Annotated in this window: 20 protein-coding genes and 1 riboswitch; of the genes, 9 read left to right on the top strand and 11 right to left on the bottom strand. The window is 43.1% G+C overall.

Annotation, left to right across the window (positions count from 1 at the left end):
• Positions 1-58 precede the first annotated feature (58 nt).
• Together AC0VX7_RS12395 and AC0VX7_RS12390 are read right to left on the bottom strand one after the other, a co-directional pair.
• Positions 59-3,199, bottom strand: coding sequence for an AAA family ATPase (locus AC0VX7_RS12395; protein WP_475424458.1), 3,141 nt, complete (start codon positions 3,197-3,199; stop codon positions 59-61).
• Positions 3,196-4,341 carry an exonuclease SbcCD subunit D gene (locus tag AC0VX7_RS12390; RefSeq protein WP_475424457.1) on the bottom strand — a complete coding sequence of 382 codons (1,146 nt, stop codon included), beginning with the start codon at positions 4,339-4,341 and terminating at the stop codon, positions 3,196-3,198. Before AC0VX7_RS12390 ends, AC0VX7_RS12395 begins: the two co-directional genes overlap by 4 nt.
• Before the next feature lie 289 nt (positions 4,342-4,630).
• Between AC0VX7_RS12390 and AC0VX7_RS12385 the strand changes: the two genes are divergently transcribed.
• Positions 4,631-5,473 carry an STAS domain-containing protein gene (locus AC0VX7_RS12385; protein WP_475424456.1) on the top strand — a complete coding sequence of 281 codons (843 nt, stop codon included), beginning with the start codon at positions 4,631-4,633 and terminating at the stop codon, positions 5,471-5,473.
• Positions 5,474-5,508: 35 nt separating this feature from the next.
• Here AC0VX7_RS12385 and AC0VX7_RS12380 read toward each other — a convergent pair whose 3' ends face one another.
• The 3 genes from AC0VX7_RS12380 to AC0VX7_RS12370 form a co-directional block, all read right to left on the bottom strand.
• Positions 5,509-6,465, bottom strand: coding sequence for a glycine-rich domain-containing protein (locus AC0VX7_RS12380; RefSeq protein ID WP_475424455.1), 957 nt, complete (start codon positions 6,463-6,465; stop codon positions 5,509-5,511).
• A 134-nt stretch (positions 6,466-6,599) separates the two neighbouring features.
• Positions 6,600-6,800, bottom strand: a complete 201-nt coding sequence (locus AC0VX7_RS12375) for a cold-shock protein (RefSeq protein WP_214903419.1) — start codon at positions 6,798-6,800, stop codon at positions 6,600-6,602.
• Positions 6,801-7,091: 291 nt separating this feature from the next.
• Positions 7,092-8,342 carry an ATP-binding protein gene (locus AC0VX7_RS12370; protein WP_475424454.1) on the bottom strand — a complete coding sequence of 417 codons (1,251 nt, stop codon included), beginning with the start codon at positions 8,340-8,342 and terminating at the stop codon, positions 7,092-7,094.
• Positions 8,343-8,468: 126 nt separating this feature from the next.
• On the opposite strand from AC0VX7_RS12370, the gene AC0VX7_RS12365 reads away from it, so the two are divergent.
• Together AC0VX7_RS12365 and AC0VX7_RS12360 are read left to right on the top strand one after the other, a co-directional pair.
• Positions 8,469-8,639, top strand: coding sequence for a hypothetical protein (locus AC0VX7_RS12365; protein WP_475424453.1), 171 nt, complete (start codon positions 8,469-8,471; stop codon positions 8,637-8,639).
• The gene (locus AC0VX7_RS12360) at positions 8,629-9,408 is read left to right on the top strand and encodes a hypothetical protein (protein WP_475424452.1); all 780 of its coding nucleotides are present in this window, start codon (positions 8,629-8,631) and stop codon (positions 9,406-9,408) included. The genes AC0VX7_RS12365 and AC0VX7_RS12360 overlap by 11 nt, the downstream gene beginning before the upstream one ends.
• Positions 9,409-9,754: 346 nt before the next feature.
• On the opposite strand, the gene AC0VX7_RS12355 is transcribed toward AC0VX7_RS12360, so the two are convergent.
• The 5 genes from AC0VX7_RS12355 to AC0VX7_RS12335 all read right to left on the bottom strand — a co-directional run bounded on the left by AC0VX7_RS12355 (position 9,755) and on the right by AC0VX7_RS12335 (position 15,025).
• A complete protein-coding gene (locus tag AC0VX7_RS12355) occupies positions 9,755-10,936 on the bottom strand; it encodes a thermonuclease family protein (RefSeq protein ID WP_475424451.1) in 1,182 nt (393 codons plus the stop codon).
• A 71-nt stretch (positions 10,937-11,007) separates the two neighbouring features.
• Positions 11,008-11,685: a hypothetical protein gene (locus tag AC0VX7_RS12350; protein ID WP_475424450.1), complete on the bottom strand. Its 678-nt coding sequence runs from the start codon at positions 11,683-11,685 to the stop codon at positions 11,008-11,010.
• A 111-nt stretch (positions 11,686-11,796) separates the two neighbouring features.
• On the bottom strand, positions 11,797-12,756 hold the full coding sequence (locus AC0VX7_RS12345) for an ArsA family ATPase (RefSeq protein ID WP_475424449.1): 960 nt from the start codon (positions 12,754-12,756) through the stop codon (positions 11,797-11,799).
• Between the two features lie 11 nt (positions 12,757-12,767).
• The gene (locus tag AC0VX7_RS12340) at positions 12,768-13,031 is read right to left on the bottom strand and encodes a cory-CC-star protein (protein ID WP_041966277.1); all 264 of its coding nucleotides are present in this window, start codon (positions 13,029-13,031) and stop codon (positions 12,768-12,770) included.
• Between the two features lie 251 nt (positions 13,032-13,282).
• The gene (locus AC0VX7_RS12335; RefSeq protein ID WP_475424448.1) at positions 13,283-15,025 is read right to left on the bottom strand and encodes a carbon starvation CstA family protein; all 1,743 of its coding nucleotides are present in this window, start codon (positions 15,023-15,025) and stop codon (positions 13,283-13,285) included.
• A gap of 231 nt (positions 15,026-15,256) precedes the next feature.
• Between AC0VX7_RS12335 and AC0VX7_RS12330 the strand changes: the two genes are divergently transcribed.
• The 6 genes from AC0VX7_RS12330 to AC0VX7_RS12305 all read left to right on the top strand — a co-directional run bounded on the left by AC0VX7_RS12330 (position 15,257) and on the right by AC0VX7_RS12305 (position 26,064).
• The gene (locus AC0VX7_RS12330; RefSeq protein WP_475424447.1) at positions 15,257-16,888 is read left to right on the top strand and encodes a M4 family metallopeptidase; all 1,632 of its coding nucleotides are present in this window, start codon (positions 15,257-15,259) and stop codon (positions 16,886-16,888) included.
• 869 nt (positions 16,889-17,757) lie between these two features.
• Positions 17,758-17,871, top strand: a riboswitch (SAM riboswitch).
• Positions 17,872-18,048: 177 nt separating this feature from the next.
• Positions 18,049-19,164 carry a methionine biosynthesis PLP-dependent protein gene (locus AC0VX7_RS12325; RefSeq protein ID WP_475424446.1) on the top strand — a complete coding sequence of 372 codons (1,116 nt, stop codon included), beginning with the start codon at positions 18,049-18,051 and terminating at the stop codon, positions 19,162-19,164.
• Positions 19,161-20,342, top strand: a complete 1,182-nt coding sequence (gene metC, locus AC0VX7_RS12320; protein ID WP_475424445.1) for a cystathionine beta-lyase — start codon at positions 19,161-19,163, stop codon at positions 20,340-20,342. Before AC0VX7_RS12325 ends, metC begins: the two co-directional genes overlap by 4 nt.
• The gene (locus tag AC0VX7_RS12315; protein ID WP_475424444.1) at positions 20,342-22,204 is read left to right on the top strand and encodes a bifunctional homocysteine S-methyltransferase/methylenetetrahydrofolate reductase; all 1,863 of its coding nucleotides are present in this window, start codon (positions 20,342-20,344) and stop codon (positions 22,202-22,204) included. The genes metC and AC0VX7_RS12315 overlap by 1 nt, the downstream gene beginning before the upstream one ends.
• The gene (gene metH, locus AC0VX7_RS12310; RefSeq protein WP_475424443.1) at positions 22,185-25,637 is read left to right on the top strand and encodes a methionine synthase; all 3,453 of its coding nucleotides are present in this window, start codon (positions 22,185-22,187) and stop codon (positions 25,635-25,637) included. The genes AC0VX7_RS12315 and metH overlap by 20 nt, the downstream gene beginning before the upstream one ends.
• Before the next feature lie 208 nt (positions 25,638-25,845).
• Positions 25,846-26,064 (top strand): hypothetical protein, encoded by a 219-nt coding sequence (locus AC0VX7_RS12305; RefSeq protein ID WP_215029967.1) that lies wholly within the window; start codon positions 25,846-25,848, stop codon positions 26,062-26,064.
• A 19-nt stretch (positions 26,065-26,083) separates the two neighbouring features.
• Here the strand turns inward: AC0VX7_RS12305 and AC0VX7_RS12300 are convergent, their stop codons facing one another.
• Positions 26,084-26,434 (bottom strand): hypothetical protein, encoded by a 351-nt coding sequence (locus AC0VX7_RS12300; protein WP_475424442.1) that lies wholly within the window; start codon positions 26,432-26,434, stop codon positions 26,084-26,086.
• Positions 26,435-26,439: the final 5 nt, after the last annotated feature.

Genomic DNA, 26,439 nt, shown 5'->3' with positions numbered 1-26,439 from the left:
GAGCTGCTGAATAATCGCGAAAATACAGCACCTATTTCAAGATGCTGTATTTCTCAGTTTAATTCATTAAATGAAATTCTGTTTTGCTTCCTGTTTGGGTGGATATGACCTCGAGCCTTGCGTCAATCCGTTCCTTTAGCTCTGGTACATGGGAGATGATTCCGACGAGTCGGCCGCTGCTCTGGATATCGATTAATGCTTCTATGGCCTGGTCCAAGGACTCTGGATCAAGGGTTCCGAAGCCTTCATCTATGAACATTGTCTCTAATGAAACTCCACCTGCGTAATTCTGGACAACATCAGCCAACCCCAGGGCAAGTGATAACGCAGCCTTGAAGCTTTCTCCTCCAGACAATGTCTTTACATGCCGCTCCTGTCCGGTATATGCATCCAGAACCAAAAGCTCCAATCCACTCTGTACATTGCCTTTTGAACGATCAGTCTTTCGTAATAATCGGTATCGTCCGCTCGTCATCTTGTTGAGTCTTACATTAGCATCTGCAAGAATATCATCAAGGAAAGCAGCCAGGACAAAGCGCTCGAATGTAATCCTGTATGTGTTCTGGCCTTTTGAAATCTCGAATAAATGGCCGACTAGCTTGTATTTTTCCTCAAGCACCTTCATCTGCTCATTCAAAGAGTCTACTTGTTCCATAATAGATTGATTATCGCGTTTTTTTAGATTTAAATCCTGGTATGCTTCATCTGTTTCTTTGATTATTTTATTTAATTGTGCGAATTCTGATTGAAGTGTTTCCATATCAGGCTTCTTGACATCTTTTAGCATATCAGACAGCTCTGCGAAACGATCCGTTACTGACCTGAATTCTTCCCGATAATTCAAAATGTCTGCATCAAGCTGTTGAATAGCCTGTTCTGGTATTTTCGCCTGGTGATAGGCCTGATAGTTTTCAAAGCCCTGGGATGTCATATTGTTTTTGAATTTTTCGCGCTCGGCTGTCAATTGCGTATCTATTTCCTTCAATCTCTTTTCAGCCTCTTCACTCCGTGCTTTTTCGGTTCCCAGAAGTTCTTTCGCTTCCTGATAATTTTTGCGGGCCTGCTCCAGTTCCTCATCAAGCTGCTTCTGTAAGAGTCGTGCTGAATTCAATTTCGATTCGAATACTTGCAGTGAGCGTAGTTGTTCAGGTATTTTCCCTGTTATTCTCTCCAGGGTGGTTTTCTTTTCTGTATACTGGATCATCAGGCTTTGATAGCTTTCGTCGATAGCTTTCAGCTGCTTATTCAGCCTTTCTCTGTCGTCTTCAAACCTTTTGATTTCAGTTTTGATTTTTTCCAGGGATTTTATTTTTACAGAATACTGTTTCTGCTCATTTTGGAGCTTTTCAATATCACTTTCAGTCAGAAGTACGGCATCAGCTAACTGGCCAACATCTAAGTCAGGGCGGAATTTGACGACCTCAGCCATCATTTCTTCTCCCGTTTCAATCATAGACCTTAATGTCGTATCTGTTTCAATATAAGACTTTTCAGCAGCGCTCTTCTCTTTTTCAACACGAGTGATCTGCTCCCGTGCAGCTTTTAGATCTTCTTCGGTCGGGATAAAACCTTCTGTTGCTTTCGCGGGTTCAGGATGATCCTCTGATCCGCAAACAGGGCAAGCGCCACCTTCATGCAGAGATGCAGCCAAAACAGCAGCCTGTGAATGCAGCCATTTTTGCTCAAGAGCTTCTACTGCGGCTTTGGCATCATTTAGTCTGGAAACAGCCTGGTTAAACTGACCTTTGCGGGTTTCAAAACTCGATCGAACCTGTTCGACTTTCTGATTGTGGTTGCCAAGCCTTTTCAGCTTGTCCAATTCAAGCAGCAGCTTTTCCAATTTCCGGTCATTCTCCAGATAAGTAATCTGCGCCTTTTCGGCATCTTCTTTTTCTGTAAGCAAGACTTTAACCCGCTCTTCAGTTGACTTAAGCTGGGCTTGATTGTTCTCCCGGTTCTGTACCGATGATTCCAGTGCTTGCTTTAGCTCTGCAAACTGTGCAGCAAGGCTTGCGAATGAATGGACATCTTCTTTCATATTTTCAAGTCTGTTAACCTGTTCAGCAGCTGCTTTTCGCTCAGGTTCCCGATCAATTTGTTGTTTCTGGTGTTCATTTTCGGCTGTTGTTAGTCGGACTGTTAATTGTTCAATTCGCTTCGTGATCACACTTACCTGGTTTGTTATACTGTCCAGGTCGGCCTTAAGTCGGTGGCAAAGCTGTTCCTGTGCATTCAGAAGGGCTGCTTTTTTTGCAAGCACTGTTTGTTTTTCTTTTTCTTCAAAAAGATCCTTTTGGGCTTCAAGCTTTTCCTTTGTCATCTTCAGGGTTTCTAGTGATTGGATTTGTTTTAAGGTTGCTTCAGCTTCGAATAAACGCTGCTGCATTTTATCGCGGTCCAGCTGAAGTTTTTCACGGTCTTTATTCAACTTTTCAAGTTTTGTTTCCATTGCGCCAATTTCTTCTTTTAAAAGCGGGAGGATCAGGACATCGTTTGTACTGCCAGCTTCTACATATTCCATCAATTCTTCATTTTCGACAGCCTTAATGCTGCGAAGGGCTGAATTCCTTTTCTCAACCTGGTCCTCAACCGATTTTTTCAGCACAGTTGCTTCTTCTCTAAGCTTTTCCTCTACTCTTTTATAGATTTCCGTATGGAAAAGTCTTTGCAGTATGACTTCCTTTTCTTTACTGTCCGACGTTAGAAGCTTACGGAATTCCCCCTGGGGAATCATCAGAATCTGGCGGAATTGATTGCTGTCGATGATCATGATCTCCTTGACCTTTTCATCCACTTCGCGAACATTTGAAGCAAGCAGCTGCAATTCTCCGTTTTCGTCAATTAAATATAATTCTGCTTTTGCACCGACAGTAGTCGTTCCTTCACCAGACTTCTTTTTCTTTTCCTGCTGCGGAGATCTGGTAATCTGGTATGTCTTTTGACGCAAAGAAAATTCAAGCGTAACTTCAGTCAATAACTCATCATCCGCAAACTGGCTTCGCAAGTCGGAACCATTCCGGTCCTCACCGCTTGCCTTGCCGTAAATCGCATAACTGATACCATCAAAAATGGTTGTCTTTCCGGAACCAGTTTTACCAGAAATGACAAACATCGTCCGGTTTTCAAGGTGCCTAAAGTCAATTGTTTCCGCACCGGCATATGGTCCAAATGCCTGCATCGTCAGTTTCAGAGGTTTCATTTATGTCCCTCCTCCTTCAAAACTTTGCCAATTACTTCAGTCATGACACCGCGTTTATCATCAGTAAATTCGCTTGTTGTCATTTCCTTGTAAAACTGTTCGAAAAGTTCAAGCTCGGACTTTTTTTCTTCCCTGATCGATTTGAAGTGCTGCTTATGCTTTTGGTCAATGGATTCGATTTTTCGATCAAGATGAAGGACATTCGGGAAGACCTGGCGCAGCTTGCCCATTGGGTCGATTATGGCTCCATCGTCAAGCAAAGTTACTTTTAAATAATCATTAATATTTTCTTTTTCATAAAAGGAAGGATCCAGAAGTTGTTCCAGATGGCCTTCCAATTCACGCATATCCTGCTTCGGTTTCAGGGTCCTGTAACGCATATCAAAACTGCCGTTTTCGTTCATTTCAACGATTGTAATCGATTTGCGCTGTTTAGCCTCTGAAAAAGAGTATTTTAATAGGGAGCCTGAGTATTTTATTTTGTCATGTTTGATTGCGTCTGGGCTATGGAGATGGCCGAGTGCAGTGAATGCAAATGGGTCAAACAGGTCCTGGGTGACACAGCCAGATCCACCGACCGATAATGAACGCTCTGAATCGCTTGAGTCACCACCGAGAACGAAAGCATGTCCAACAAAAACATTTGCTTCGTCAGGATTCAGGTTTTCTTCAATTTTGCCGATCACGGCCTTCATCGCGTCCTGATGGGAGTGGATTGAAGAATCGTCAAGCATATGGCGGACGACACCAGGTTCTGCATAAGGAATCAGGTAAAAATTGACCCCGTTTATATGCACTGGCCTAAAGTCGTTCGTCATTTTTCCGGTAAGGTAAAAATGATTATGGCGGTACCATGAGCTGCCAAATGATAGACGTTCTGCACTGTCGTGGTTGCCTGCAATCGCTACAACAGGCGTGTTCAGTTCCACGTTGATTTTGAATAGTATTTCGTCAAGAAGCTCTACTGCATCAGTTGGCGGTACGGACCTGTCGTATAGATCCCCTGCAATTACAACAGCATCAGGTTGTTCTTCCGCGACAAGCTCAATAAATTGATTCAATACCTCTCTCTGGTCTTCGGTCATGTAAATTCCGTGGACAAGCTTTCCGAGATGCCAGTCACCTGTATGAATAAATTTCATGCAAATCCCCCCTGTTTCCTAAGAAGTTATCTATTTAAATAATTTTTAAAAGCCAATTTGACAATGCTACTATTATATCAAACTCAAAAATTTAATGGTCACTCAAAAAAAGGAAAGATTTATAGAACATTTGTTCTTATTCTATCAAACATTCTCTTTAATATCTACCTGGATTTTCCACAAGTTTAGTCTGTTGAGACAACTTTTAGTGATTATATTTGAAATTTGACTTTTCTGTTCATGTTTTTCACAATAGAGGTAACGACTAATCAAAAAAGCAGGGATTAAAATGGATACAAAAACAGAGGCGTTATACAAGTTTCTTGTCGACAATGCCACTAATTTTACCGATGACTGGCTAAAACGCCAGAGGGTTATTAAGGGATCAGATTACTCTGCTAACGCTCCGTCAGAAGTAATGGACAGGGTAAAGGAACAGAATTCAAATTATGTTCGTCTTGTGGCTAAATCGCTTTTCCAGACTGAGGAAGAGATGAAGGAAACGATTTCGTCCTGGACGAGGCAGACTGCAGCAGACCGAATAAAATCTAAAACTGACCTGACAGAAGTCGCTTGGAATTCAGGCGTTTTCCGCCGGGTATATTGGGAATACGTTCAAAAATTCGTAAAACAGTCAGAAATGGAGATCACACTGGACGACGTTTTTACATGGGAAGCAGAGATCAATTATACTCTTGATTATGTCTTTGAAAGTTTTATAGTTGTTTTTATGGAAATCCTTATGAATCGATTAGCCTCTCAAGCAACTCTAATTAAAGAATTGAGCGCACCAGTCATTAGTTTGACAAAGGAAGTCGGTCTTTTGCCATTGATTGGTGAAATCGATACAACGAGAGCAAAAGGCTTAATGGAATCAACTCTCACACAAAGCATCGATGCCAGAATCAATACTTTGATAGTGGATCTTTCTGGAGTGGTGATGGTTGATACGATGGTTGCCCATCAAATCTTTAAGCTTATGGATGCTTTAAAGCTGCTTGGCGTTCAATCCATCGTAACAGGAATCCGGCCAGAGGTTGCACAGACAGCAGTCCAGCTGGGAATTGATTTTTCAGACATTATGACAGAAGGCAATTTGCAAAATGTAATCAAAAAATTCATCCAAAGTTAAAAACCTGCTAGCTACTTGTTAGCAGGTTTTCATTATTATGATGAGCAACCTCCGCCACAGCTAGAGCAACTGCTGCTGGAACAGCTGTGGCCGCCTCCATCATTATGTGAATCATTTATGTCGCCTGAGCCGCAAAAAACGGCACTGCAGCCCGATGTTCCATGTGTCTGGTGTGAATAAGCATATGCTTGAGCATAATCCCAGTATTCATCAAAGTAATAGTAAGAGTAAAACACCATTACCAGGCTCAGTCCTGATAGGTCACCAAAAAGTCCTGGCCTTTCAAAAGCCCCTTTTCTATCAACATTGTACATTTCTTGCGCTTTTTTTAGTTGTGATCTCAGCTGTTTGATTAAATAATTCACAAGTTCCTGATTATCATCAGTAACATTGAAAAATTGCTGTTTCAGCTCATCGTCACTAAGTGAACCGATTTTTTGGAGTAGCTGCTGATCAAGTGGATAATGGAAAAAGTCTCCCCATGTCTGCCATGTGTATTCTGTTATTTCAAAAAGCTGAGCGAACACCCAATCAAAGAACGCCCGTTGCTGTGGTGCTGGTTCCGGTTCCAAGTTTGGCGTATGATGAAGCATTTTGCCAAGATATTTATCAGTAAAAGCTTCATATTGCTTAGTGAACATAAGCATCTCATGCCAAATCTCATCGACCTTGCTGCTGAACATTGGCGTGCTTTTCATAAACGAATTAAGGAAAAAATATCGTTTTAATTCAAATAGACGCCATTCAAATTCATCATCGGAAATCTCGGGATGTTCGCTTAAAAAACGAAGTTTCACTTGATTTATAAACTCATAAGAAAGAGATTTCTCTAATTTATTCAAGATAGCAAAAGCCGGCACATCATCCATTAAGCCAAGGTGGTGCGGGATGTTCTCCTTCAATAAAACTTTCTTTTTGCTTCCATTGCCGGAAAAATAAGCAATGGCAAAGAGTATCCCTGCTCCAGCCGCGATTGTTAAGAAGACACCCATTTTTATACACCTCACCTTGTGAAATAGTTGTTAACGATATTACGTTTTCCATACTGGAAAGGTTTCGAAATAATTGAATTTTTGGTACATAAAAAGCCCAGCCAGATGGCTGAGCTATAAGATCAAATTAAGAATTATAGTTTAGTAACGTTAGCAGCTTGTGGTCCACGAGCACCTTCAACAACCTCGAAAGATACTTCCTGGCCTTCTTCTAATGTTTTGAAACCTTCTGTTTGAATAGCAGAGTAATGTACGAAAATATCATTGCCGTCTTCAGCTTCGATGAATCCAAAACCCTTTTCCGCATTGAACCATTTAACTTTACCGTTTTTCATGTGAAAAATCCTCCTAGATCGGCCGAACAAGCCATGATTAAATTTAGCAAATCACAACGACTAGTTCCTCATACATGACCTATTCAAACGTCTTCAAACATTAGAATAAGCAAATTGCAAAGTGCCTAATACGTGTGCAATCAGCTAATTTCAATATAGCAACGATGGATTTTATTGTCAACAAAAGACAAACCTGACAATCTGTTAAAAGTGGTTTTTTTCTGGCAGAGCTTTCTACTGAGAAATGTTGAAAAAAACCCAATACCACACCCAACCTTTGGAAGGATCTAGTTACTCTTCAGCTATTAAATTGCTGAAACGGATATGGAAGGTTGTTCCTATGCCAACCTGGCTTTTAACCTCAACCTTACCTCTCATTGCACGGATGATGCTGAAAGTCACCATCATGCCAAGGCCAGTTCCCTGCTGCCCTTTTGTCGTGTAGTATGGTTCTCCCAGGCGGGCAATCTGCTCTTCAGTCATCCCGAGACCTGTATCTCTCACGAGGATATGAATCACAGTCCCCGTGCGGAAGGTTTGAACGATTAGTTCCCCGCCGTTCGGCATAGCCTCCAAACCGTTCTTGATCAGGTTGATGAATGCTTGCTTGAATTTCGAACAATCTCCTGATATGACTAATTCCGGACTATACTTTTTCATTATTTTCACACCATTAAGGTTAGCCAATGGATTTAGTACATTAAGAACCTGATTCAATTCCTTATCGACTTCAATTTGCTCTTCCTTTTCAAAAGCAGGTCTTGCAAAAGTTAGATAGTCATTAATGACCTCTTCAGCACGATTTAATTCCTGGACCGCAATATCGATGAATTCCTTTTTCTTTTCATCAGGATAATCCTTCTCGCCGAGCAGTTGCAGGAATCCTTTTACTGTTGTAAGCGGGTTACGGATCTCATGAGAAATAGCTGCACTTAAATGGCTGACGGCTTCAATTTTATCGGCTTTCGCTAGTCTTTGTCGGATAATGAAAGTTTGACGAATTGTCTCAATTGAATAGCTGACCAGACCTGAAGTTAGTGCGGGAATCAAAATAAAACTGATCCAGGCTTCCGGGTGTCTGATTGGTTCGCTGACTACAGTGACCATTTGCATTAACAAAAAGGAAGTGATTACGGTCAATAAAACAGAGATCCCGACCCTGCTGTTCAAGGTTAGCCTGTTGAACCAGGGATGAATCCATTTGAGAAGGATGGCAAGGGCTGCAAAGACCCCCATCGAGACCCAGAACCCATCGTTTATGCCTAAAAAACCTCTCATAAGGATCGTGACACCTGCAAGCAAGAAACTATATCCAGTATAGAGACTTCCAAGAATCATCGGCACCTGTCGAAGGTCAAAGCGAATGCCATCCTGGACTTGTACCGAAAAAATATAACATGTAAAAATCGATATAATGAAATAGAACAATTGATATCTTTCTCGGCTCTCTTCCTTTACTTGTCTTTCGATGATTAGCTGTGTAAAAAACAAAAGGACAAGAAGAAGTGAGAGATTCATTAATAAATGCTTTGTAATTTCCACTGCAACACCACCATTCGTACTCCCTAAGATAGTATAATAATCCAGTGCGCAGCGCAAATTTTATCCAATTTCACCTTTCTATTCCATGCCTTTTGTTTTATATTGAAAAAAAGTGAGGTGTTTTTTATGGTAACGTGGTTAATCATTGTTTTACTGTTGTTCATACTCGTTGATGTAGTACGACTGCATAAGAAAATCGATAAGTTGAGTGGTCATCTAAACCCAGTGTCACCACCGCCAACGGATGAGGAAATTGAAAAGATGCTAACTTCGAAGAATTCTAGCTATGAAAAGTAAATGGCTTCCGTATGGAATCGTCCTATTAGCTATATTGCTGATCCTCACCATAGATGGATTCCGAACCCTTATGCCAGAACAGGAAAAAGAACCGTCATTTAGCATTCCAGTAGCAGTAATAACCGTTGGAGGCCAGGAAGTATTATATAAATCAGGTACATTTGCCTGGGTAGAAAAAGGAACCGGACCTGTCGTCGACCAGGATGAGCCACCAATCCTGTTCCATGATCTGCTTCCTGTCAGCGTGAAGCCGTTCAGCGAAATGAAGATCACTTTTCCCGAAGAAGCCGGAATTGACAATATTTCCGTATACCGCTCACAGGGACATGGAGATTTGGAGATGGGGAACCTTCCATTTGAAACATTTTTTGATAATACCTATACTTTTAACAATGTGGCTGGCCAAAGTACAGTAATCATTCAGGCCTCCAGCGGAGATCAAGTCTATCATTATGCTTTTCCATTAATCATTGAAGAAGTGGTTGCTTATCAGGCACAACTTGCCGAAGAACCAGGCTACTTGGCTGTACTTGAACTGTATAAACCAGAAGCGCTGCAGGAAAATTGGGCTCTTGAACAGGTAAATAACAAATATGTACATAAGGCGCATTCTTTGAAGGTTAACAACCTTGAGGAAGCACGCCGGCAATTTCCTGATTTGAAAATCGATTCGCTGCCGTATTACGCCATTTTCAATCATGAAAGATTGCTTTACGAGGCATATAATCGGGATGATTTCTTCAAGATATTGAAGATCGCGGCACCATAAGAAAAGCTGGGTTCTAACTAAAATAGAAAACGCCACCCATAAAGGATGACGGACAGTTTTTCCGATTTTCCATCGATTTGTGTCCGTCATGGCCTTGATGACGGACAGTTTTCTCGATTCTCCAGCGATTTATGTCCGTCATAACCTGGATGACGGACATTTTTTCCGATTTTCCATCGATTTCTGTCCGTCATGGCCTTGATGACGGACAGTTTTTCCGATTTTCCATCGATTTGTGTCCGTCATGGCCTTGATGACGGACAGTTTTCTCGATTCTCCATCGATTTCTGTCCGTCATGACCTGGATGACGGACAGTTTTTCAGATTACACATTGAATTATGTCCGTCATTTTCGCTTGCGCTTTTTATTTTTGAAAAGGTGGAGGACTTCCACCAACAATAGCAGCAAGGTGATGTAGCATAGGAAAGCATAAATTAAGCCAAGTAACAGGTTGAGCGGCCATTTTTTGCTCCACAATCTGTGAGCGATCAGCGTCCGCTTACCCATCGCCTTCTTTATGGGAACGATGAGGTAAAATAACAAAGCGTATAATAGGCCGCTTAAAAAGCTGCAGTCAAACTCTTCTTCAGCTGTTTCAGCCTGTTCTGTTTCTTGTTTCGATTCACGCTGTTGGTCTGTTACTTCGGTATCTTTTTCATTGCTATCAGGTTGATTCTCCTGTTGGCTTTCTTCATTTTCACTTTTGGGCTGTTGCTCCTGCTTCTTAGGTTGCTCTTGTGATTGTTCATTTCTCTCTTCTGGAGTATCCGTACCTGCATATATGCCTTTTCCATTTTCTTTTGCATAATCCCTCGCCGACCAGATGCGATTTTCATATTTATAGCTGTCATAGTCGTAAAAGTCTTCGACTAATCCTGCCTTAGTAATTTCCTCCTGATGCAGATTGTCTCCTACCCAAACCCAGGCAAGAAGTCGATCATATTTATCAAAAAGGTTCCCGCCATCCGTCTCAAGTTTAATTTTCCCTTGCTTTAAAAAGGAACATGTATACTGTGCCGCTTCAGGTCCGAATGGTTCCTTCGTCCTTGTGCTTTCAGGAGTATCAATATAGAGAAAACGTGTTTTATAGTCCTTGCCGTTGATTGTAAACACAGCCGTATCACCGTCTGTGCAAGCTGACAATTCTGCTTCATACATTTTTCCAAGCTGCAATTTGCCGGTAGAAACTTCAGCTTTAGGCATTTCGCCTGCAGCCTGATTAGATTTTGACGCAGCATTTCCTGCTTCTGAGAAAGTATACCCTTCCAAATCGACTTTTTCCTCAGTGAGTCCGGCTGCACAATCAGAATTACTGTTATACTGATTAATCAATCTGATCAGCTCGCCAATATTGGCTGCGTTTTTCGCAATCGACGTCGGTTCATGAAGCAAATACATACAATCGGCATTGCGGAAATGGCCGCCCAATTCATCCCGTGAACCATTATGCGCCGAAACCAGGTTGGGTAAAATAAAAAATGCCATCAGGATGGCAAATATCACACTAAAGTTTTTTATGTAATTCACAGTTGCTCCCCCTTTTACCCCTCCTACTATACCAAAAAAACAGCCTCCCTCGGAAGCTGCTTGAAGTCAAATCAATTTAACTTTTTTTCAATTTGTTCTCGGGTCATTTCTATTTTTCCAGGCAATACGAATAGGTATTGAATCAAATCCTCCAATAAATCCATTGTTAGTTCTGTCATTTCATCATCCATCTCAGATTCCAGCTCAAGCATCTTGTGAAGTCCGCCTTCAGATGCCATCAATGGACCTAATGAGGTGACTGGTTTTACTAAATTAATATGGTCCGGAAGAATTTCGAATTGCTGGTCAAGAGTAAGGCCCTTAGCTTTATCGCCTAAAAAGTTTTTAAGTACATTCTCTAGGACCCGCTTGGCCAGTACAGCAGTCGCTCCATTCTCTTTCGAAAGATGAACACTGACCGCAGATTTATAAGCCCTGACCAATTCTTCAGGTATTCTGGGAATGTGTTGAATCTGGCTTGACGGATCTGTCGAGCTCTGGGGATCATATATGTACACATCAGGCTGTGCCTCTTTTTCTTTTGTAATGATGATAAACGGAACACTTTGTTTGCATGAAGGGCAAGCGCCTTCCGTCATCAATCCATGTTTGCTGCTCTGATAAGTCGATTTTAGGACAAACTCAACTTTGTCTTTGCAATCTGGACAAATATTTCTAATACTCTTAGGGACCTTCAAATGTCCGAACTGACTATACGCTGTAATCGAGCCGGGAAAGATTCGCCTCATTCTAGTGCCCCTTTCTATATTACAATTTCCAATTAGCTTTAGTTTCCATACTGCTTTAAAATTTATCCATGTTTTTATATAACCCTAATAAATAAAATGAAAACACCACTTTTAACGATGGTTTAAATGATAATCGATTTGTTTTCCTAAAAGGCCTGATATAAGTTGCAGGGTGGACAGGGCGGAAATGTCGTGCTCAAGAAGCGGCAGGAAGATTTGTCTTTGGTTCTTGAATTTGCCTTTGATTTCATCAAGATAGACTCGCTCATTGGCTCTTCTTTGCTCCATGAATCTTCCATCTGCTTCATCTGGAATGACCTTATTTACTACGATTGAGTTAACATGTATTCCGTGCTGATGCAATGTTTCGATTGCCTTGGCGGTTTCAAGGATTGGCAGGCGCTCGGCGTTAAGTACAAATATATACTGTGTTTGTGTTCCATCAAGCAGGATTTCCCTTACACGCTTGAAACGGTTTTTTCGTTCATTCAACTTTTCATATAAAGGGTCTTCAACGATTTCACCATCATTCATCCACTGTGCGTAATTCTCGTTCACTTTTTTACGCCGTTCCAATAGCCCGTCCATCCAGACGCCCATCAATTCCGGAAGTGTTAGTAGCCGAATTGTATGTCCAGTAGGTGCTGTGTCAAAAACAATACCGTCATAGTTTGCGATTTCCTCAAGAATCAAGGAGGTGATTTTATCAAACAGCGCGGCTTCTTCTGCCCCAGGCGAGGATGCTGCCATATCGATCTGCCTGTTAACCTCCTCCAGCATCGTCGCTTTGACCAGGCCTTTCAGGTTTCCCTTTACTCCATTGATGTAATTCCTTGATTCCTGTTCCGAATCAATTTCCAGTACGTCCAGATTCTCCGTTGCTCTTTCTATTTTTCCCCCGCTGAAGTTACGATGAAATAAGTCGCCTGTATTATGGGCGGGATCTGTTGAAACCAGCAGTATCTTCTTTCCTTTTTGCGCAAGTAAAAGCGCCATAGCCGCGGATGTTGTACTTTTGCCAACACCGCCTTTTCCACCGATAAAATAGATCTTCTTTTCCAGCATATCCATAACACTTCCTCCTAGCAGCAGCGTATTCCTTCAAGCGGGGATTTTTCCATTCCGGCCCTCAGATGCCAATCATGAAAACGCTCGATGATGACAGGGTATAGTTCAAGTGTGTAGTAAAATGCCGGGTTGGGCAGACCGAGCATTTCTGAAAAGCACAACAACATAAACAGATCCTCTTCATCTCTTAATTCACGAGCAATTTCTGTCCTGTGCGGCTGTCTGAGAATCTCATCATAGACAGCTATTGCGCGCTTTAATTGTTCGTAGAAACCCATAACGAATTCCTCTCTTTCTAAGGCTCTTTTCTCAAACTTTGTTGCTTTTGAATACAAAATAGGATTTTCAAGACCTATTTCTTTCGTAAAGTTGACACTTTTTATGAGAAAAGAGCATGCAAACTTAGTACCGACCTGCAAAATGGCTTTTTATTACGTTAAAATCGGCTTTAGGATTTTAACAACAATCTATACGAAAACAGCGCTTTCTAAAAATGACAATAGAGACCGGTCGCCCGGCCTCCACTTCATTACATTTCCTTGCTTAATGGCGGTGGATTATTCCTGCTGAAGGCTGCGATTGCCTCGATGATGATCCAGAATACAAAGATCAGGATCAGTCCTCCGATACCAAAGAGCAGCATATTCAGCTCGCCGCTTCCATAACCAGACCACTGGAAAACGACCTGCTGAATCATTGCCCAAAGTGTCATGAAGAATACGAACACCATTGGGATGAAGGTTACCAGATAATTCCTTCCCTGACGCTTCAGCCAGATGGAAACAAGCAGTAGGCTGACTCCGGCCAAAAGCTGGTTGCTCGTTCCGAACAATGGCCACAATAGGTATCCGCCAGAACCGAATCCGTTAGGTCCTTTTGGCAATAGCACAAGCGCTGCGCTGGAAACAACAGCAACAGTTGTAGCCACATGAGTCTTTGTCAGTGCCTGGACATTGTACTCGCTTCCGATTTCAGCGATGATATAACGCATCAATCTTACTGACGTGTCCAAAGTGGTAGCAGCAAAGCTGACGACGATGATGGAAACAATCGTCCTTGCGATGTCTGCTGGAATCCAGATGCCGGTCGCAAGCTGGGCAGCACCATTGATGAAGTTGCCAAGCCCACCTGCGCTTGCAGCGGCAAAGCTTGAATAAGCTGCAGTAAAATCAGCTTTTGTCGCAAATACAGTGATAACCGCGATAATGGCGATCAAGGCAAGGACACCTTCTCCAACTGCACCAAGATAACCAACAAAGCGGGCATCTGTTTCTTTTTCCAGCTGCTTAGAGGATGTTCCAGAAGAAACAAGTCCATGGAATCCAGAAATGGCACCACAGGCAATCGTGATGAACAATAATGGGAACCAGGAAACATCAGTAGCCGCTGCATTCATTGCTGGAGCTGTAACCTTTGGCTGCAGGAAAATGAGTCCTGCATATAAAATGAATAAACCTACAACCAACTGGTGTGAATTGATATAATCACGAGGCTGCAGGAGCTTCCAGACCGGTAGTGTTGATGCAATGTAAACATAGACCATCAGAACGACAATCCAGACTAAGAAAGCCATGGATACACCACTTAGACCAAACATGACGGTACTATCCGCCCCGCCAAAATATCTCACAAGATCAATTTGCAATGCCGGTACGCGGCTGGCCAGGATAGCGGCACCATACATGACAGCTAATGCAATCAGAGATGGTACGAGCATTCCCTTCTTCTTTTTATAAACTGCATAACCAATCCAAATCGCAAGTGGTATTTGAAGGAATACCGATAGAACACTCGCGGGGAATTTTACAAACAAGTTCGCAATAACCCATGCAAAAACGGCGTTGACCATCAAAACAAGTATTAAAATAATGAATAAGAACATAATTTTTGCACGTTTGCCAATTAGCTTATTTGTGATTGTACCGACTGACTGTCCCTTATTCCTGACTGAAAGGACAAGAGTTCCGAAGTCATGAACACCTGCTGCGAAGACCGTGCCCAAGGTAACCCAGAGGAATGCAGGAAGCCATCCCCAATAGACAGCGATCGCCGGACCAACAATTGGTGCTGCCCCGGCAACGGACGTAAAATGGTGACCCCAAAGGATCATTTTCTTCGTTGGAACAAAGTCTACTCCATCCGAATACTGGTGCGCCGGTGTGACATAGTTCGGGTCAAGACGGTAAATCTTTTCTGCTACCCATTTAGAATAGAAGCGGTATCCGATCGCAAACACAATCATTCCGATCACGGCTAACCATAAAGAATTCATTTTATTAACCTCCTTTTTTATGAGTTGGTACTACAACTTAATAATAAAAATATATTGACAAATTAGTCAATAAATTCTGATTACTTTTATTGAAAATTTGCCAAGGAATTTTCCCAACATGCTAATTCGACAATTTTAGACTTATTTATTGCAATGTTCAGATAACTAAAGTATAAATATAATAATCTACTGATTTTTATTAGCTAGAATTTCATTTTAGGAGGAATACATTTGAAAAAGAAAGTAGTTTCCCTTAGTTTATCAGCAAGCTTGGCACTAAGCGGATTGGTTGCTGCGACTGGATTTGCTGCCCCATCAGCAGATTCACCTTCCAAAAAGTACACAAAAAGCCATGGCGCACCTGAATTTGTTACCGGTAAGCTGACCAATCCTTCCCAGAAGGCAGCAAAGGACATTGTCCTTGGTTACCTGAAAGCTTCGAAAGGAAAATACAACCTTGGCACAAATGATAGTTTCATTGTTACATCACAGGAAGCAGACAAGCTGGGTGGAGATGTTGTCCGCCTGCAGCAGGTCTATAATGGCGTTCCTGTCTGGGGAGCAACCCAGGTGGCAAGAGTCGATGAAGCTGGTGTTCTTCAGGTTTTCAGCGGTACAGTCAGCAAGGGATTGGGCGACAAACTTGTAAAAGCTACAAATAAAAAATCACAAAGAGATGCAATTGCCACGGCAGAAGCGGATTTGGGTTACAAGCCTGACTATGAAGTAAGCCCAACTGCGGATTTAGTCGTTTACCCTGCCGAAGATCAGGCAGTTTACGCTTACCATGTAACATTGAACTTCCTGAGCCCTGAACCAGGGAATTACCAGTACTTTGTCAACGCTGTTACAGGTGAAATTATCAATAAGTACAATGCCATTCATACTGCTGGTAAAAACAATCCTTCTTTAAACGGAAGTGACACTGTTGGTTCTGGTGTCGGTGTGCTGGGTGACACGAAGACATTGAATACTCTTCTTTCAAATGGCTCATATTATTTGCAGGACAATACTCGCGGAAACGGTGTGTTCACCTACGATGCAAAGAACCGTCAGAGAACACCTGGATCGCTCTGGGTGGATGCTGATAATAACCTGAATGCTGCTTATGACGGTGCCGCTGTAGATGCCCACTACTATGCAGGTCTCACTTATGATTACTATAAAAACACTTTTGGCCGCAATTCATACGATGATCGAGGCGCAGCTTTGAAGTCCACTGTCCACTACGGAAGAAGCTATAACAATGCATTCTGGAATGGTCAGCAAATGGTGTACGGTGATGGAGATGGAACTACGTTCATCCCACTATCAGGTGGTCTTGATGTTGTAGCGCATGAACTGACTCACGCCGTGACTGATTTCAGTTCCGACCTTGTCTACCAGTACGAATCAGGTGCGTTGAACGAAGCAATTTCCGATATCTTCGGCACACTTGCTGAATTCCATGATAATAATGATCCTGATTTTGAAATCGGCGAAGACATCTACACACCAAATAAAGCTGGTGATGCCCTACGTTCAATGAGCGACCCAACTAAATACGGTGATCCGGATCACTACTCTGTACGTTACACTGGCACTTCCGATAATGGCGGAGTCCATATCAACAGCGGAATCATCAATAAAGCTGCTTACCTTCTGAGCGAAGGTGGTTCACATTATGGAGTATCGGTGCCAGGTGTAGGAACGGATAAAATGGGCGCGATCTTCTACCGTGCAAACACAGTCTATTTTACTTCTTCGACGAACTTCAGCCAGGCACGAGCAGGATTGGTACAAGCTGCATCAGACCTGTATGGTTCAGCTTCTGCAGAAGTCAATGCTGTCAATAAAGCATTTGATGCAGTAGGAGTATATTAATAGCTTTATATTTAGCAAGACTGGCTCATTTATTCATGTGAGCCAGTTTTTTATTATGAGGCAGCGGAATCTTGACAGCTTTTGCTCCGGATTTAGAAAAGCTGTCACAATAACGGCGGAATCCTGACAGCTTTAGCTTCGGATTATGAAAAGCTGTCATAATAACGACGGAATCTTGACAGCTTTGGCTTGGTATCATGAAAAGCTGTCATAATACTGGCGGAATCTTGAAAACTTTGGCTTGGTATCATGAAAAGCTGTCATAATACTGGCGGAATCTTGACAGCTTTTGCTCCGTATCCAGAAAAGCTGTCACAATAACAGCGGAATCTTGACAGCTTTGGCTTCGGATCATGAAAAGCTGTCCCAATAACGGCGGAATCTTGACAGCTTTGGCTTGGTATCATGAAAAGTTGTCACAATAACAGCGGAATCTTCACAGCTGTGGCTTTGGATCATGAAAAGCTGTCATAATAACAGCGGAATCCTGACAGCTTTAGCTTCGGATTATGAAAAGCTGTCCCAATAACGGCGGAATCTTGACAGCTTTGTCTCCGGATCATGAAAAGCTGTCATAATAACGGCGGAATCTTGACAGCTTTGGCTCCGGATTCAGAAAAGCTGTCACAATAAAAGCAGAATCTTGACAGCTTTGGCCTCGGATCCAGAAAAGCTGTCATAATAACAGCAGAATCTTGACAGCTTGCCCCAATAACCTGGAAAGCTGTCTGAATAGAATCTCTATGCCCTACCAGATATTAGACCACAAGGATCTTTTACCTATTTGCTTTACCGCATTAACAAAATGATTGACATTCTTTCATAACAGCTGTAATATTTAGAGAAATTTAATAATTCAATAATATGAAATCTTATCCAGAGAAGCTGAGGGTCCTGGCCCTGTGAAGCTTCAGCAACCTTCAACTATTTTTTGTTGAAAAGGTGCTAATTCCAGCAAGTTTTTAAAACTTGGCAGATAAGAAGAATGGCTATCATCTGTAAAAGTCTTCTTCTTAAGAAGGCTTTTTTGTTTTATTTGGGACTTACCGCACTGTCTTTCTGGATCTTTGCGGGAATTGGTCTTTTTAAAAGTCGTAAATTTCGTCTTTACTCATAAAACAAAAATTGCCGTCTGAATACAACCATTAGGAGTGAGTAAATTGACAGAAATTGATACGAAGTTAGCGCAGCTTGGCAATAGGAGTGAAACATCAACAGGGGCGGTCAATCCACCTATCTATTTAACAACAGCCTATCGCCACGAAGGGATTGGCCAATCGAGCGGTTATGATTATGTCCGCACGGGCAACCCTACTCGCGAAATTCTTGAAAAGGCGATTGCTGACCTCGAGGAAGGTGATCGCGGTTTTGCCTGCAGCTCCGGTATGGCAGCAATCTGGACGGTTCTTTCATTATTCGAACACGGAGATGAATGGATTGTTTCAAAGGATTTATACGGAGGAACTTACCGGCTTCTGGAGCAGGGTTTCAAAAAGTGGGGATTAAATAGTACATATGCTGACATGGCAGATCTAAACGAAATCAAAACGGCAATCACTCCAAGGACGAAGGCTCTTTTTGTGGAAACACCGACAAATCCACTGATGGAGCAAGCTGATATCGAGGCAATCGCAAAAATCGCAAAAGAAAACGGTATTCTGTTGATTGTTGATAATACCTTCTACACTCCCCTGCTGCAAAAACCATTGACTTTAGGTGCAGATATCGTGATTCACAGTGCAACAAAATATCTTGGCGGTCACAATGATGTCCTTGCAGGGCTGATCGTCGCCAGGGGACAGCAGTTATGTGATTCTCTATTCCTTCATCACAATGGCGGCGGTGCGGTATTAAGTCCTTTCGATTCCTGGCTCCTCATCCGTGGAATGAAGACTCTTGCATTAAGGATGGAACGCCACGAGCAAAATGCTAGGGAACTTGTGGGTTATTTACAAGGACATGATGCAGTGAGAGATGTCCTGTATCCTGGCAGGGGTGGGATGATCTCTTTCAGGGTCCACTCCCCTGCAATGGTCAATCCATTTTTAAAAAGTCTTTCCACAATCACTTTTGCCGAAAGTCTTGGTGGTGTGGAGAGTTTCATTACTTACCCTGCAACACAGACACATGCTGATATACCAGTTGAAATACGCGAACAAAAAGGCGTTTGTGACCGACTGCTGCGGTTCTCTGTGGGAATCGAGAATGTTGAGGATTTAAAAAAGGATTTAGAAGAAGCCTTCAAAAAGGCACGCCAGGAGGCAGAGGCTATATGAGTCATGAATACACATTCGAAACCCAGCTACTTCATAATAAGCATAAATTCGATCCAGCAACCGGTGGAGTCAGCGTGCCAATCCAGCACGCGTCAACATTCCACCAGCCGTCGGCAGACAAATTCGGAAAATATGATTATAGCCGCAGTCTTAATCCTACCAGAGAGGCACTTGAGGAAATAATCGCCGAGCTCGAGGGCGGCACCCGAGGTTTTGCTTTTTCTTCTGGAATGGCTGCGATCTCAACTGCATTTTTGCTTCTTTCACAGGGAAATCACGTGGTTGTCACCGAGGATGTTTATGGCGGCACTTACCGGATGGTCACACAGGTTTTGAACCGCTTTGGAATTGAGCATACTTTTGTGGACATGACCGACCTTGACGCGGTAGAACAAGCGATTAGACCAAATACTACTTTACTATATGCAGAAACACCTTCTAATCCCCTGTTAAAGGTGACAGATATACAAGCTGTCAGTGAAATTGCAAAGAAACATGGTGCTTATACATTTGTTGACAACACTTTTATGACTCCTTACTTGCAGCGTCCGCTTGAACTTGGAGCTGATATTGTCCTTCACAGCGCCACAAAGTTTCTGTCTGGCCACAGTGATACAGTCGCAGGTCTGGCGGTGGTTAAGGATGAAGAATTAGCAAACAGACTTTATTCCCTGCAGAACTCTTTCGGAGCAGTACTGGGAGTCCAGGATGCATGGCTTGTCATGAGAGGGATTAAGACCTTGTCTGTCAGAATGAACCAATCTCAAGAAAGCGCAAAGAAAATCGCTGGATTTTTAAAAGAACAGCCTTTAATTAAGAATGTCTATTATCCTGGTCTTGCGAATCACCCGCAGGCAGACCTTCAGCTTCAGCAGGCCTATGGGCCAGGGGCGGTGCTTTCCTTTGAGCTTGAAAATGCCGAGGTTTTAACTAGATTTATAGAAAAAGTAAAACTCCCTGTGTTTGCAGTCAGCCTTGGAGCTGTAGAATCCATCCTCTCTTACCCGGCAAAAATGTCACATGCAGCGATGCCGCAGGATGAACGTGAAAAACGTGGGATCAGTGATGGTCTCCTTCGATTATCAGTCGGGCTTGAGGGCGCGGATGATTTGATCACGGACTTTGAGCAAGCTTTGGATTCCATAGGAACACTACAAGCACAAAAGGAGGAAGTCTAATGAGTTTCCTGAAACGCCTGGAAAATGAAATTTTAATCGCCGATGGAGCGATTGGTACTCTCCTCCACTCTTATGGAGCTGGTACCTGTTTTGAAGAGTTGAACATTTCTCATCCTGATGACATCATACGGATCCACAAAGCCTATATAAATGCTGGTGCGGACCTTATCCAGACGAACACATATGCCGCTAATTATATAAAACTTGAAAGATATGGACTCGAGGATCAGGTGAAAGAGATTAATAGTGCAGCAGTAAGACTCGCCCGACAAGCTGCTGGCACCGATGCCTATGTCCTCGGAACGATTGGCGGGAACCGGGGAATCAGACCTTCCGCCATCCCGATTGAAGAAATCAAAAGAAGCTTCAGGGAGCAGCTCTACTGTCTTCTGCTTGAGGGTGTGGACGGACTATTGCTAGAGACATTTTATGATATGGAAGAAATCGAGACTGTGCTGGAGATTGCCAGAAAAGAGACCGACCTGCCAATCATCGCCCAGGTTTCCCTTCAGGAAATTGGTATCATGCAGGATCAGACCCCGCTTCAGGAGGTTTTCAATAGACTCGAAGACCTTGGCGCTGATCTTGTCGGTCTTAATTGCAGACTTGGGCCCCATCATATGATTTCAAGTCTTGAGCAGATAGAGCTGCCTTCGAAGGCATTTCTCTCCGCCTATCCAAATGCCGGGCTCCCTGCCTACACAGATGGGAAGTTCCACTACGAAGGCAATCCTGAATATTTCGGCAAGTCTGCCCGCAGTTTCCGTGACCAGGGAGTCAGGCTGATTGGAGGCTGTTGCGGAACGACTCCTGAACATATAAAAGCATTTGCTGATGAACTAAAGGGATTGACACCAGTGTTAGACAAGAAAATCCCTGCGAAGAAGCCAAAAATTATTGTCACTCCTTCTGACGTAAAAAGGCCTTTAGCTCCACTAGATCAGGTGGTAAAGGAACGGCCTTCTGTGATTGTCGAGCTTGACTCACCGCGAAAACTGGATACAACTCGTTTTTTTGAAGGAGCAAAAGCACTAAAGGATACAGGTATAGACGCCCTTACCCTCGCAGATAATTCACTTGCTTCACCAAGAATCTCAAATGGTGCAATCGGACATCTCGTAAAGGAAAAGATCGGTTTGCGCCCCCTTGTGCATCTTACTTGCCGTGACCGGAACATCATTGGGCTTCAGTCTCATTTGATGGGTTTGCATACGCTTGGGCTTCATGATGTGTTAGCCGTGACGGGGGACCCTGCCCGCGTAGGTGATTTTCCTGGTGCGTCGTCAGTTTTTGATGTCTCTTCGTTCGAATTAATCGAGATGATCAAGCAGTTTAATGAAGGTCTCTCCTATTCTGGAAAGGATTTAGGACAAAAAGGTGCTTTCTCGATCGGCGCAGCTTTCAATCCGAATGTCCGCTCCATCGAAAAAGCAGTGGCTCGGATGGAAAAGAAAATCCGCGCTGGTGCTGATTATTTCATCACCCAGCCCGTTTACTCTGAAAAAATGCTTGTTGAGGTCCATGAAGCAACAAAGCATATAGATGCCCCCATTTATATTGGATTGATGCCGCTCACGAGCAGCAGAAACGCAGAATTCCTTCATAACGAAGTTCCGGGCATCAAGATTTCACAGGAAATCCTCGACATCATGGCGAAATTCAATAATGAACCGCTGCAATCCAAAAAGGAAGGCATAGCGATCACAAAAGGTTTAATTGAGGCTGCAGCAGAACTGTTTAACGGGATCTATTTAATCACTCCTTTTATGAACTATGAAATGAGTGTCGAGTTGTCGAGCTACGCTAATGAATACAGCAGCCGTCTTATGAGGAGGAAACAAAATGTCAACCTTGTTAACTGAGCAGATGAGAAAAAAGATCCTGATCATGGACGGAGCGATGGGAACAATGCTCCAGCAGGCAGACCTGACACCGGAGGATTTTGGCGGTGAAGAATATGAAGGCTGTAACGAAATGCTGAACCTGACCGTTCCGGATGTTATTGAAAATATCCATCGTGAATACTTTAAGGCTGGCGCAGATATTGTTGAGACAAATACCTTTGGTGCAACTAGCCTGGTTCTGGACGAATACGACCTGGGCCACAGAGCGTACGAAATCAACAAGGAAGCAGCTCTTATTGCCAGAAGAGCTGCCGATGAGGCATCTTCTCCCTCGCAGCCCCGTTTTGTAGCTGGTTCTATGGGACCAACTACCAAAACATTAAGCGTGACCGGGGGTTCAACCTTTGAAGAGATGTCTGCTTCCTACGAAGAACAGGCACTTGGCCTAATAGATGGCAACGTTGATTTGCTGTTGCTCGAAACAAGCCAGGACTTATTGAATGTAAAAGCAGCTTATACCGGAATCCAGCGTGCATTCCAGAAGAGTGGCAAAGAACTCCCTCTGATGATTTCTGCCACGATTGAACCAATGGGCACGACACTCGCTGGGCAATCCATCGAAGCATTTTATATTTCTGTTCAGCATATGAATCCGATTGCGATCGGACTGAATTGTGCAACCGGACCGGAATTTATGCAGGAGCATCTGCGTTCACTATCCTCCCTCTCCACTTCCGCGGTCAGCTGTTATCCTAACGCTGGCCTGCCTGATGAGGAAGGTCAATATCATGAAACGCCTGACACGCTCGCTCAGAAACTCTCTGATTTTGCCGGTGAAGGCTGGCTGAATATTGTCGGAGGCTGCTGTGGTACGACACCGGCACATATAAAGGCGATTTCGGAAAAAATGCAGGAGCGACCGCCGAGGCAGACAGAAGAAAACAAACTGCATATGGTTTCTGGGATCGAGGCCTTCATCTATGACGATCCAACACTAAGGCCTATCATGGTTGGTGAACGGACGAACGTAATCGGTTCCCGAAAATTCAAGCGGCTGATTTCGGAAGGCAAAATTGAAGAAGCAGCTGAGATTGCAAGGGCCCAGGTTAAAAATGGAGCCCATGTCATCGATATCTGCGTGGCTGACCCTGACAGAGATGAGCTTCAAGACATGGAAGAATTTATTAAAGAAGTTGTTAAAAAAGTTAAGGCTCCTCTCGTGATCGATTCTACTGATGATGAAGTAATTGAGAAAGCATTGAGTTATTCCCAGGGTAAGGCAATTATCAATTCCATCAATCTGGAAGATGGCGAAGAACGATTCGAGTCTGTGGCTCACCTGATCCACAAATATGGTGCTGCTGTCGTTGTTGGAACGATTGAAGAAGAAGGTATGGGTGTTTCCGCTGAAAAGAAATTGGAAATTGCTAAACGATCGTACGACTTACTTGTCAATAAATATAAAGTACCGGCACAGGACTTGATTTTTGATCCGCTCGTCTTCCCTGTCGGCACCGGGGATGAGCAATATATTGGTTCAGCGAAAGCAACTGTGGATGGAATCAGGTTGATCAAGGAAACTTTCCCGGAAACGCAAACGATCCTTGGAATTAGCAATGTTTCTTTCGGCCTCCCTCCTGTCGGCCGTGAAGTTTTGAATTCAGTTTTTCTTTATCACTGCACCCAGGCAGGTCTCGATTACGCCATTGTGAATACGGAAAAGCTCGAACGATTTGCTTCTATTAGTCCTGAGGAAGTTAAAATGGCTGAAGAGCTATTATTCAATACAACAGATAAGACACTGGCGGAATTCACTGATTTTTACCGTGATAAAAAGAAGGAAACAAAAAGTACCCTGCCTGATATGACACTAGAAGAAAGACTGTCCTACTATGTGGTTGAAGGTACGAAAGAAGGCCTTCAGCCAGACCTTGATATCGCACTGGGTCTCTACCCTGCCCCACTGGATATCATCAATGGTCCATTGATGGATGGGATGAAGGAAGTTGGCAGACTGTTCAATGATAACCAGTTGATTGTGGCTGAGGTCTTACAGAGTGCTGAAGTCATGAAGGCTGCTGTCTCTCAGTTAGAGCCTCATATGGAGAAAAATGATACAACCGCTGCAAAGGGCAAGGTGCTTCTCGCAACTGTAAAAGGCGATGTTCACGATATTGGAAAAAACCTGGTTGATATTATCCTGAGCAATAATGGATATGATGTAGTCGATCTGGGAATCAAGGTGAATCCAACTGCCCTCATTGAGGCGATTAAAAAGGAAAAACCGGATATCATTGGCCTCTCTGGCCTGCTTGTTAAATCGGCACAGCAGATGGTGCTTACTGCCCATGATATGAAGCAAGCAGGGATTGACACTCCCATTCTTGTGGGCGGTGCCGCTTTATCAAGAAAGTTCACAGATACAAAGATTGCCAAGGAGTATGACGGACTAGTATTGTATGCGAAAGATGCGATGAACGGACTGTCTATCGCAAATCAACTCCGCGAACCGGAAGGGTATGAACAGTTTTTAACAGAACAAAAAGCAAAACAAGAAGCCGCGGTGAATAAACCGGAATTCACGGTCTCCGGGCGAAAATCTGCCACAACCGTATTGGAGCGTCCCAAAGTGACGGAAAAGGCTCCGGTATTCATTCCGCAGGATACGAAAAGGCATCTCGTTAAATCTTACTCCCTGTCCCATATTGAGCCCTATATCAACCAGCAAATGCTTATAGGGCATCATCTTGGATTAAAGGGAAAGGTAGAAAAGCTGCTTGCTGAGGGCAATGATAAGGCAGTCAAGCTATATGAAGTTGTCCAAAACCTTTTAAAGGAAGCCAAAGCCAATGATTGGATCAAACCGGCTGCCGTTTATCAGTTCTTCCCTGCCCAGTCAGATGGAAATAGGCTTTATATATTTAATCCAGAACAACCTGATCAAATCCTGGAAACCTTTGATTTTCCGCGCCAGGATGTTGCTCCCGGCCTTTGCCTGGCAGATTACGTTCGGTCCGTGGGTGATTCCAAAAAGGACTACGTCGGAATGTTCGCTGTCACAGCAGGTGCAGGAATTCGCCAGGCTGCAGAACAACTAAAAAATGAAGGAAGATTCCTGGAAAGCCACGCCCTCCAGGCCCTTGCCCTTGAAAGTGCAGAAGGTTACGCCGAACTGATCCATCGCCAAATCCGCGATCGCTGGGGTTTCCCTGACACCCCGGATATGACAATGAAAGACCGTTTTGCAGCCAAGTATCAAGGCCAGCGCTTCTCATTCGGATATCCTGCATGCCCCGATCTGGAAGATCAGCGTAAGCTCTTCAACTTGATCAAACCAGAAGACATCGGAATCCATTTGACCGACGGATACATGATGGAACCCGAGGCATCAGTAACGGCTCTCGTTTTCTCCCATCCAGAAGCAAGGTATTTCAATGTGTTGAAGAATTAGGAGATTGAACACTTCAGGCTTCTGACAGCTTTGGCATCAACCGGAGGAAAGCTGTCAAAAGAAAGAGAAAAAGCAAGAGGGATTTCCCCCTCTTGCTTTTTCTTATGGCGTTGCTAATTTCTCCTGTTTGGTTTTTAGGTAATTAATTGGATAAATCATCACTTATTGGCAAATATTATTTCCATGAAGAAATCTTGGAGGTTTTTTAATGGACTATCAAAATAACATGGAGTTTGAAATCCGTAATGGCTTTTTGCCGAATATGTACAACTCTGACAGACTGAAGGTTTTAGAGGTTTCAGATAGCAGCGTCATCATAAAAATGAGTAACGCTGAGAATCGATGTGTATTTCCTGTTGATAATTTTGATTATTGGATCAAACGCGGATTGTTGGTCAATGTAAATGAAAAGAGACGGACTTCCTAATACAAAACAGCGGCAAATTTCAGCCGCTGTTTTGTTTTGTAATGCTATTCATGAAAACAATCCCTGAGGCAATCATCGCCAGTTTAAACGTTGAATGGGATCCTACCATTAAATCTGGTATCGGATAAGAGGTTGGAATGAACCAGAAGAATGAAAAATAGATCAGCGGCAAAGTAATGACAATAATCTTAACCCAGTTGAACTTCCAGCTTCCATTCTTTTGATATTCCTTCAGTAACCCTGGTATTCCTAGATAAACGCCGATAGGAAAATACAATATAACAGCAATGAAACTCCATGGATAGAGCCTAAAGGTCTCCTTTCCAATATTCTCAAAGCTTTGCTGAAGGTTACCAATAACAATCAACAAAATGA

It is taken from the genome of Mesobacillus sp. QJM3NY_10 (assembly GCF_056173465.1).
Note: the sequence above shows the minus strand (reverse complement) of the source record. Positions and strands in the feature narration are given on the sequence as shown.

Bases quoted from the DNA above. Each gene is read 5' to 3' on its own strand.
- AC0VX7_RS12395 (WP_475424458.1), bottom strand. From the start codon at position 3,199: ATGAAACCTCTGAAACTGACGATGCAGGCATTTGGACCATATGCCGGT.
- AC0VX7_RS12390 (WP_475424457.1), bottom strand. From the start codon at position 4,341: ATGAAATTTATTCATACAGGTGACTGGCATCTCGGAAAGCTTGTCCAC.
- AC0VX7_RS12385 (WP_475424456.1), top strand. From the start codon at position 4,631: ATGGATACAAAAACAGAGGCGTTATACAAGTTTCTTGTCGACAATGCC.
- AC0VX7_RS12380 (WP_475424455.1), bottom strand. From the start codon at position 6,465: ATGGGTGTCTTCTTAACAATCGCGGCTGGAGCAGGGATACTCTTTGCC.
- AC0VX7_RS12375 (WP_214903419.1), bottom strand. From the start codon at position 6,800: ATGAAAAACGGTAAAGTTAAATGGTTCAATGCGGAAAAGGGTTTTGGA.
- AC0VX7_RS12365 (WP_475424453.1), top strand. From the start codon at position 8,469: ATGGTAACGTGGTTAATCATTGTTTTACTGTTGTTCATACTCGTTGAT.
- AC0VX7_RS12360 (WP_475424452.1), top strand. From the start codon at position 8,629: ATGAAAAGTAAATGGCTTCCGTATGGAATCGTCCTATTAGCTATATTG.
- AC0VX7_RS12350 (WP_475424450.1), bottom strand. From the start codon at position 11,685: ATGAGGCGAATCTTTCCCGGCTCGATTACAGCGTATAGTCAGTTCGGA.
- AC0VX7_RS12345 (WP_475424449.1), bottom strand. From the start codon at position 12,756: ATGGATATGCTGGAAAAGAAGATCTATTTTATCGGTGGAAAAGGCGGT.
- AC0VX7_RS12340 (WP_041966277.1), bottom strand. From the start codon at position 13,031: ATGGGTTTCTACGAACAATTAAAGCGCGCAATAGCTGTCTATGATGAG.
- AC0VX7_RS12335 (WP_475424448.1), bottom strand. From the start codon at position 15,025: ATGAATTCTTTATGGTTAGCCGTGATCGGAATGATTGTGTTTGCGATC.
- metC (WP_475424445.1), top strand. From the start codon at position 19,161: ATGAGTCATGAATACACATTCGAAACCCAGCTACTTCATAATAAGCAT.
- AC0VX7_RS12315 (WP_475424444.1), top strand. From the start codon at position 20,342: ATGAGTTTCCTGAAACGCCTGGAAAATGAAATTTTAATCGCCGATGGA.
- metH (WP_475424443.1), top strand. From the start codon at position 22,185: ATGTCAACCTTGTTAACTGAGCAGATGAGAAAAAAGATCCTGATCATG.
- AC0VX7_RS12305 (WP_215029967.1), top strand. From the start codon at position 25,846: ATGGACTATCAAAATAACATGGAGTTTGAAATCCGTAATGGCTTTTTG.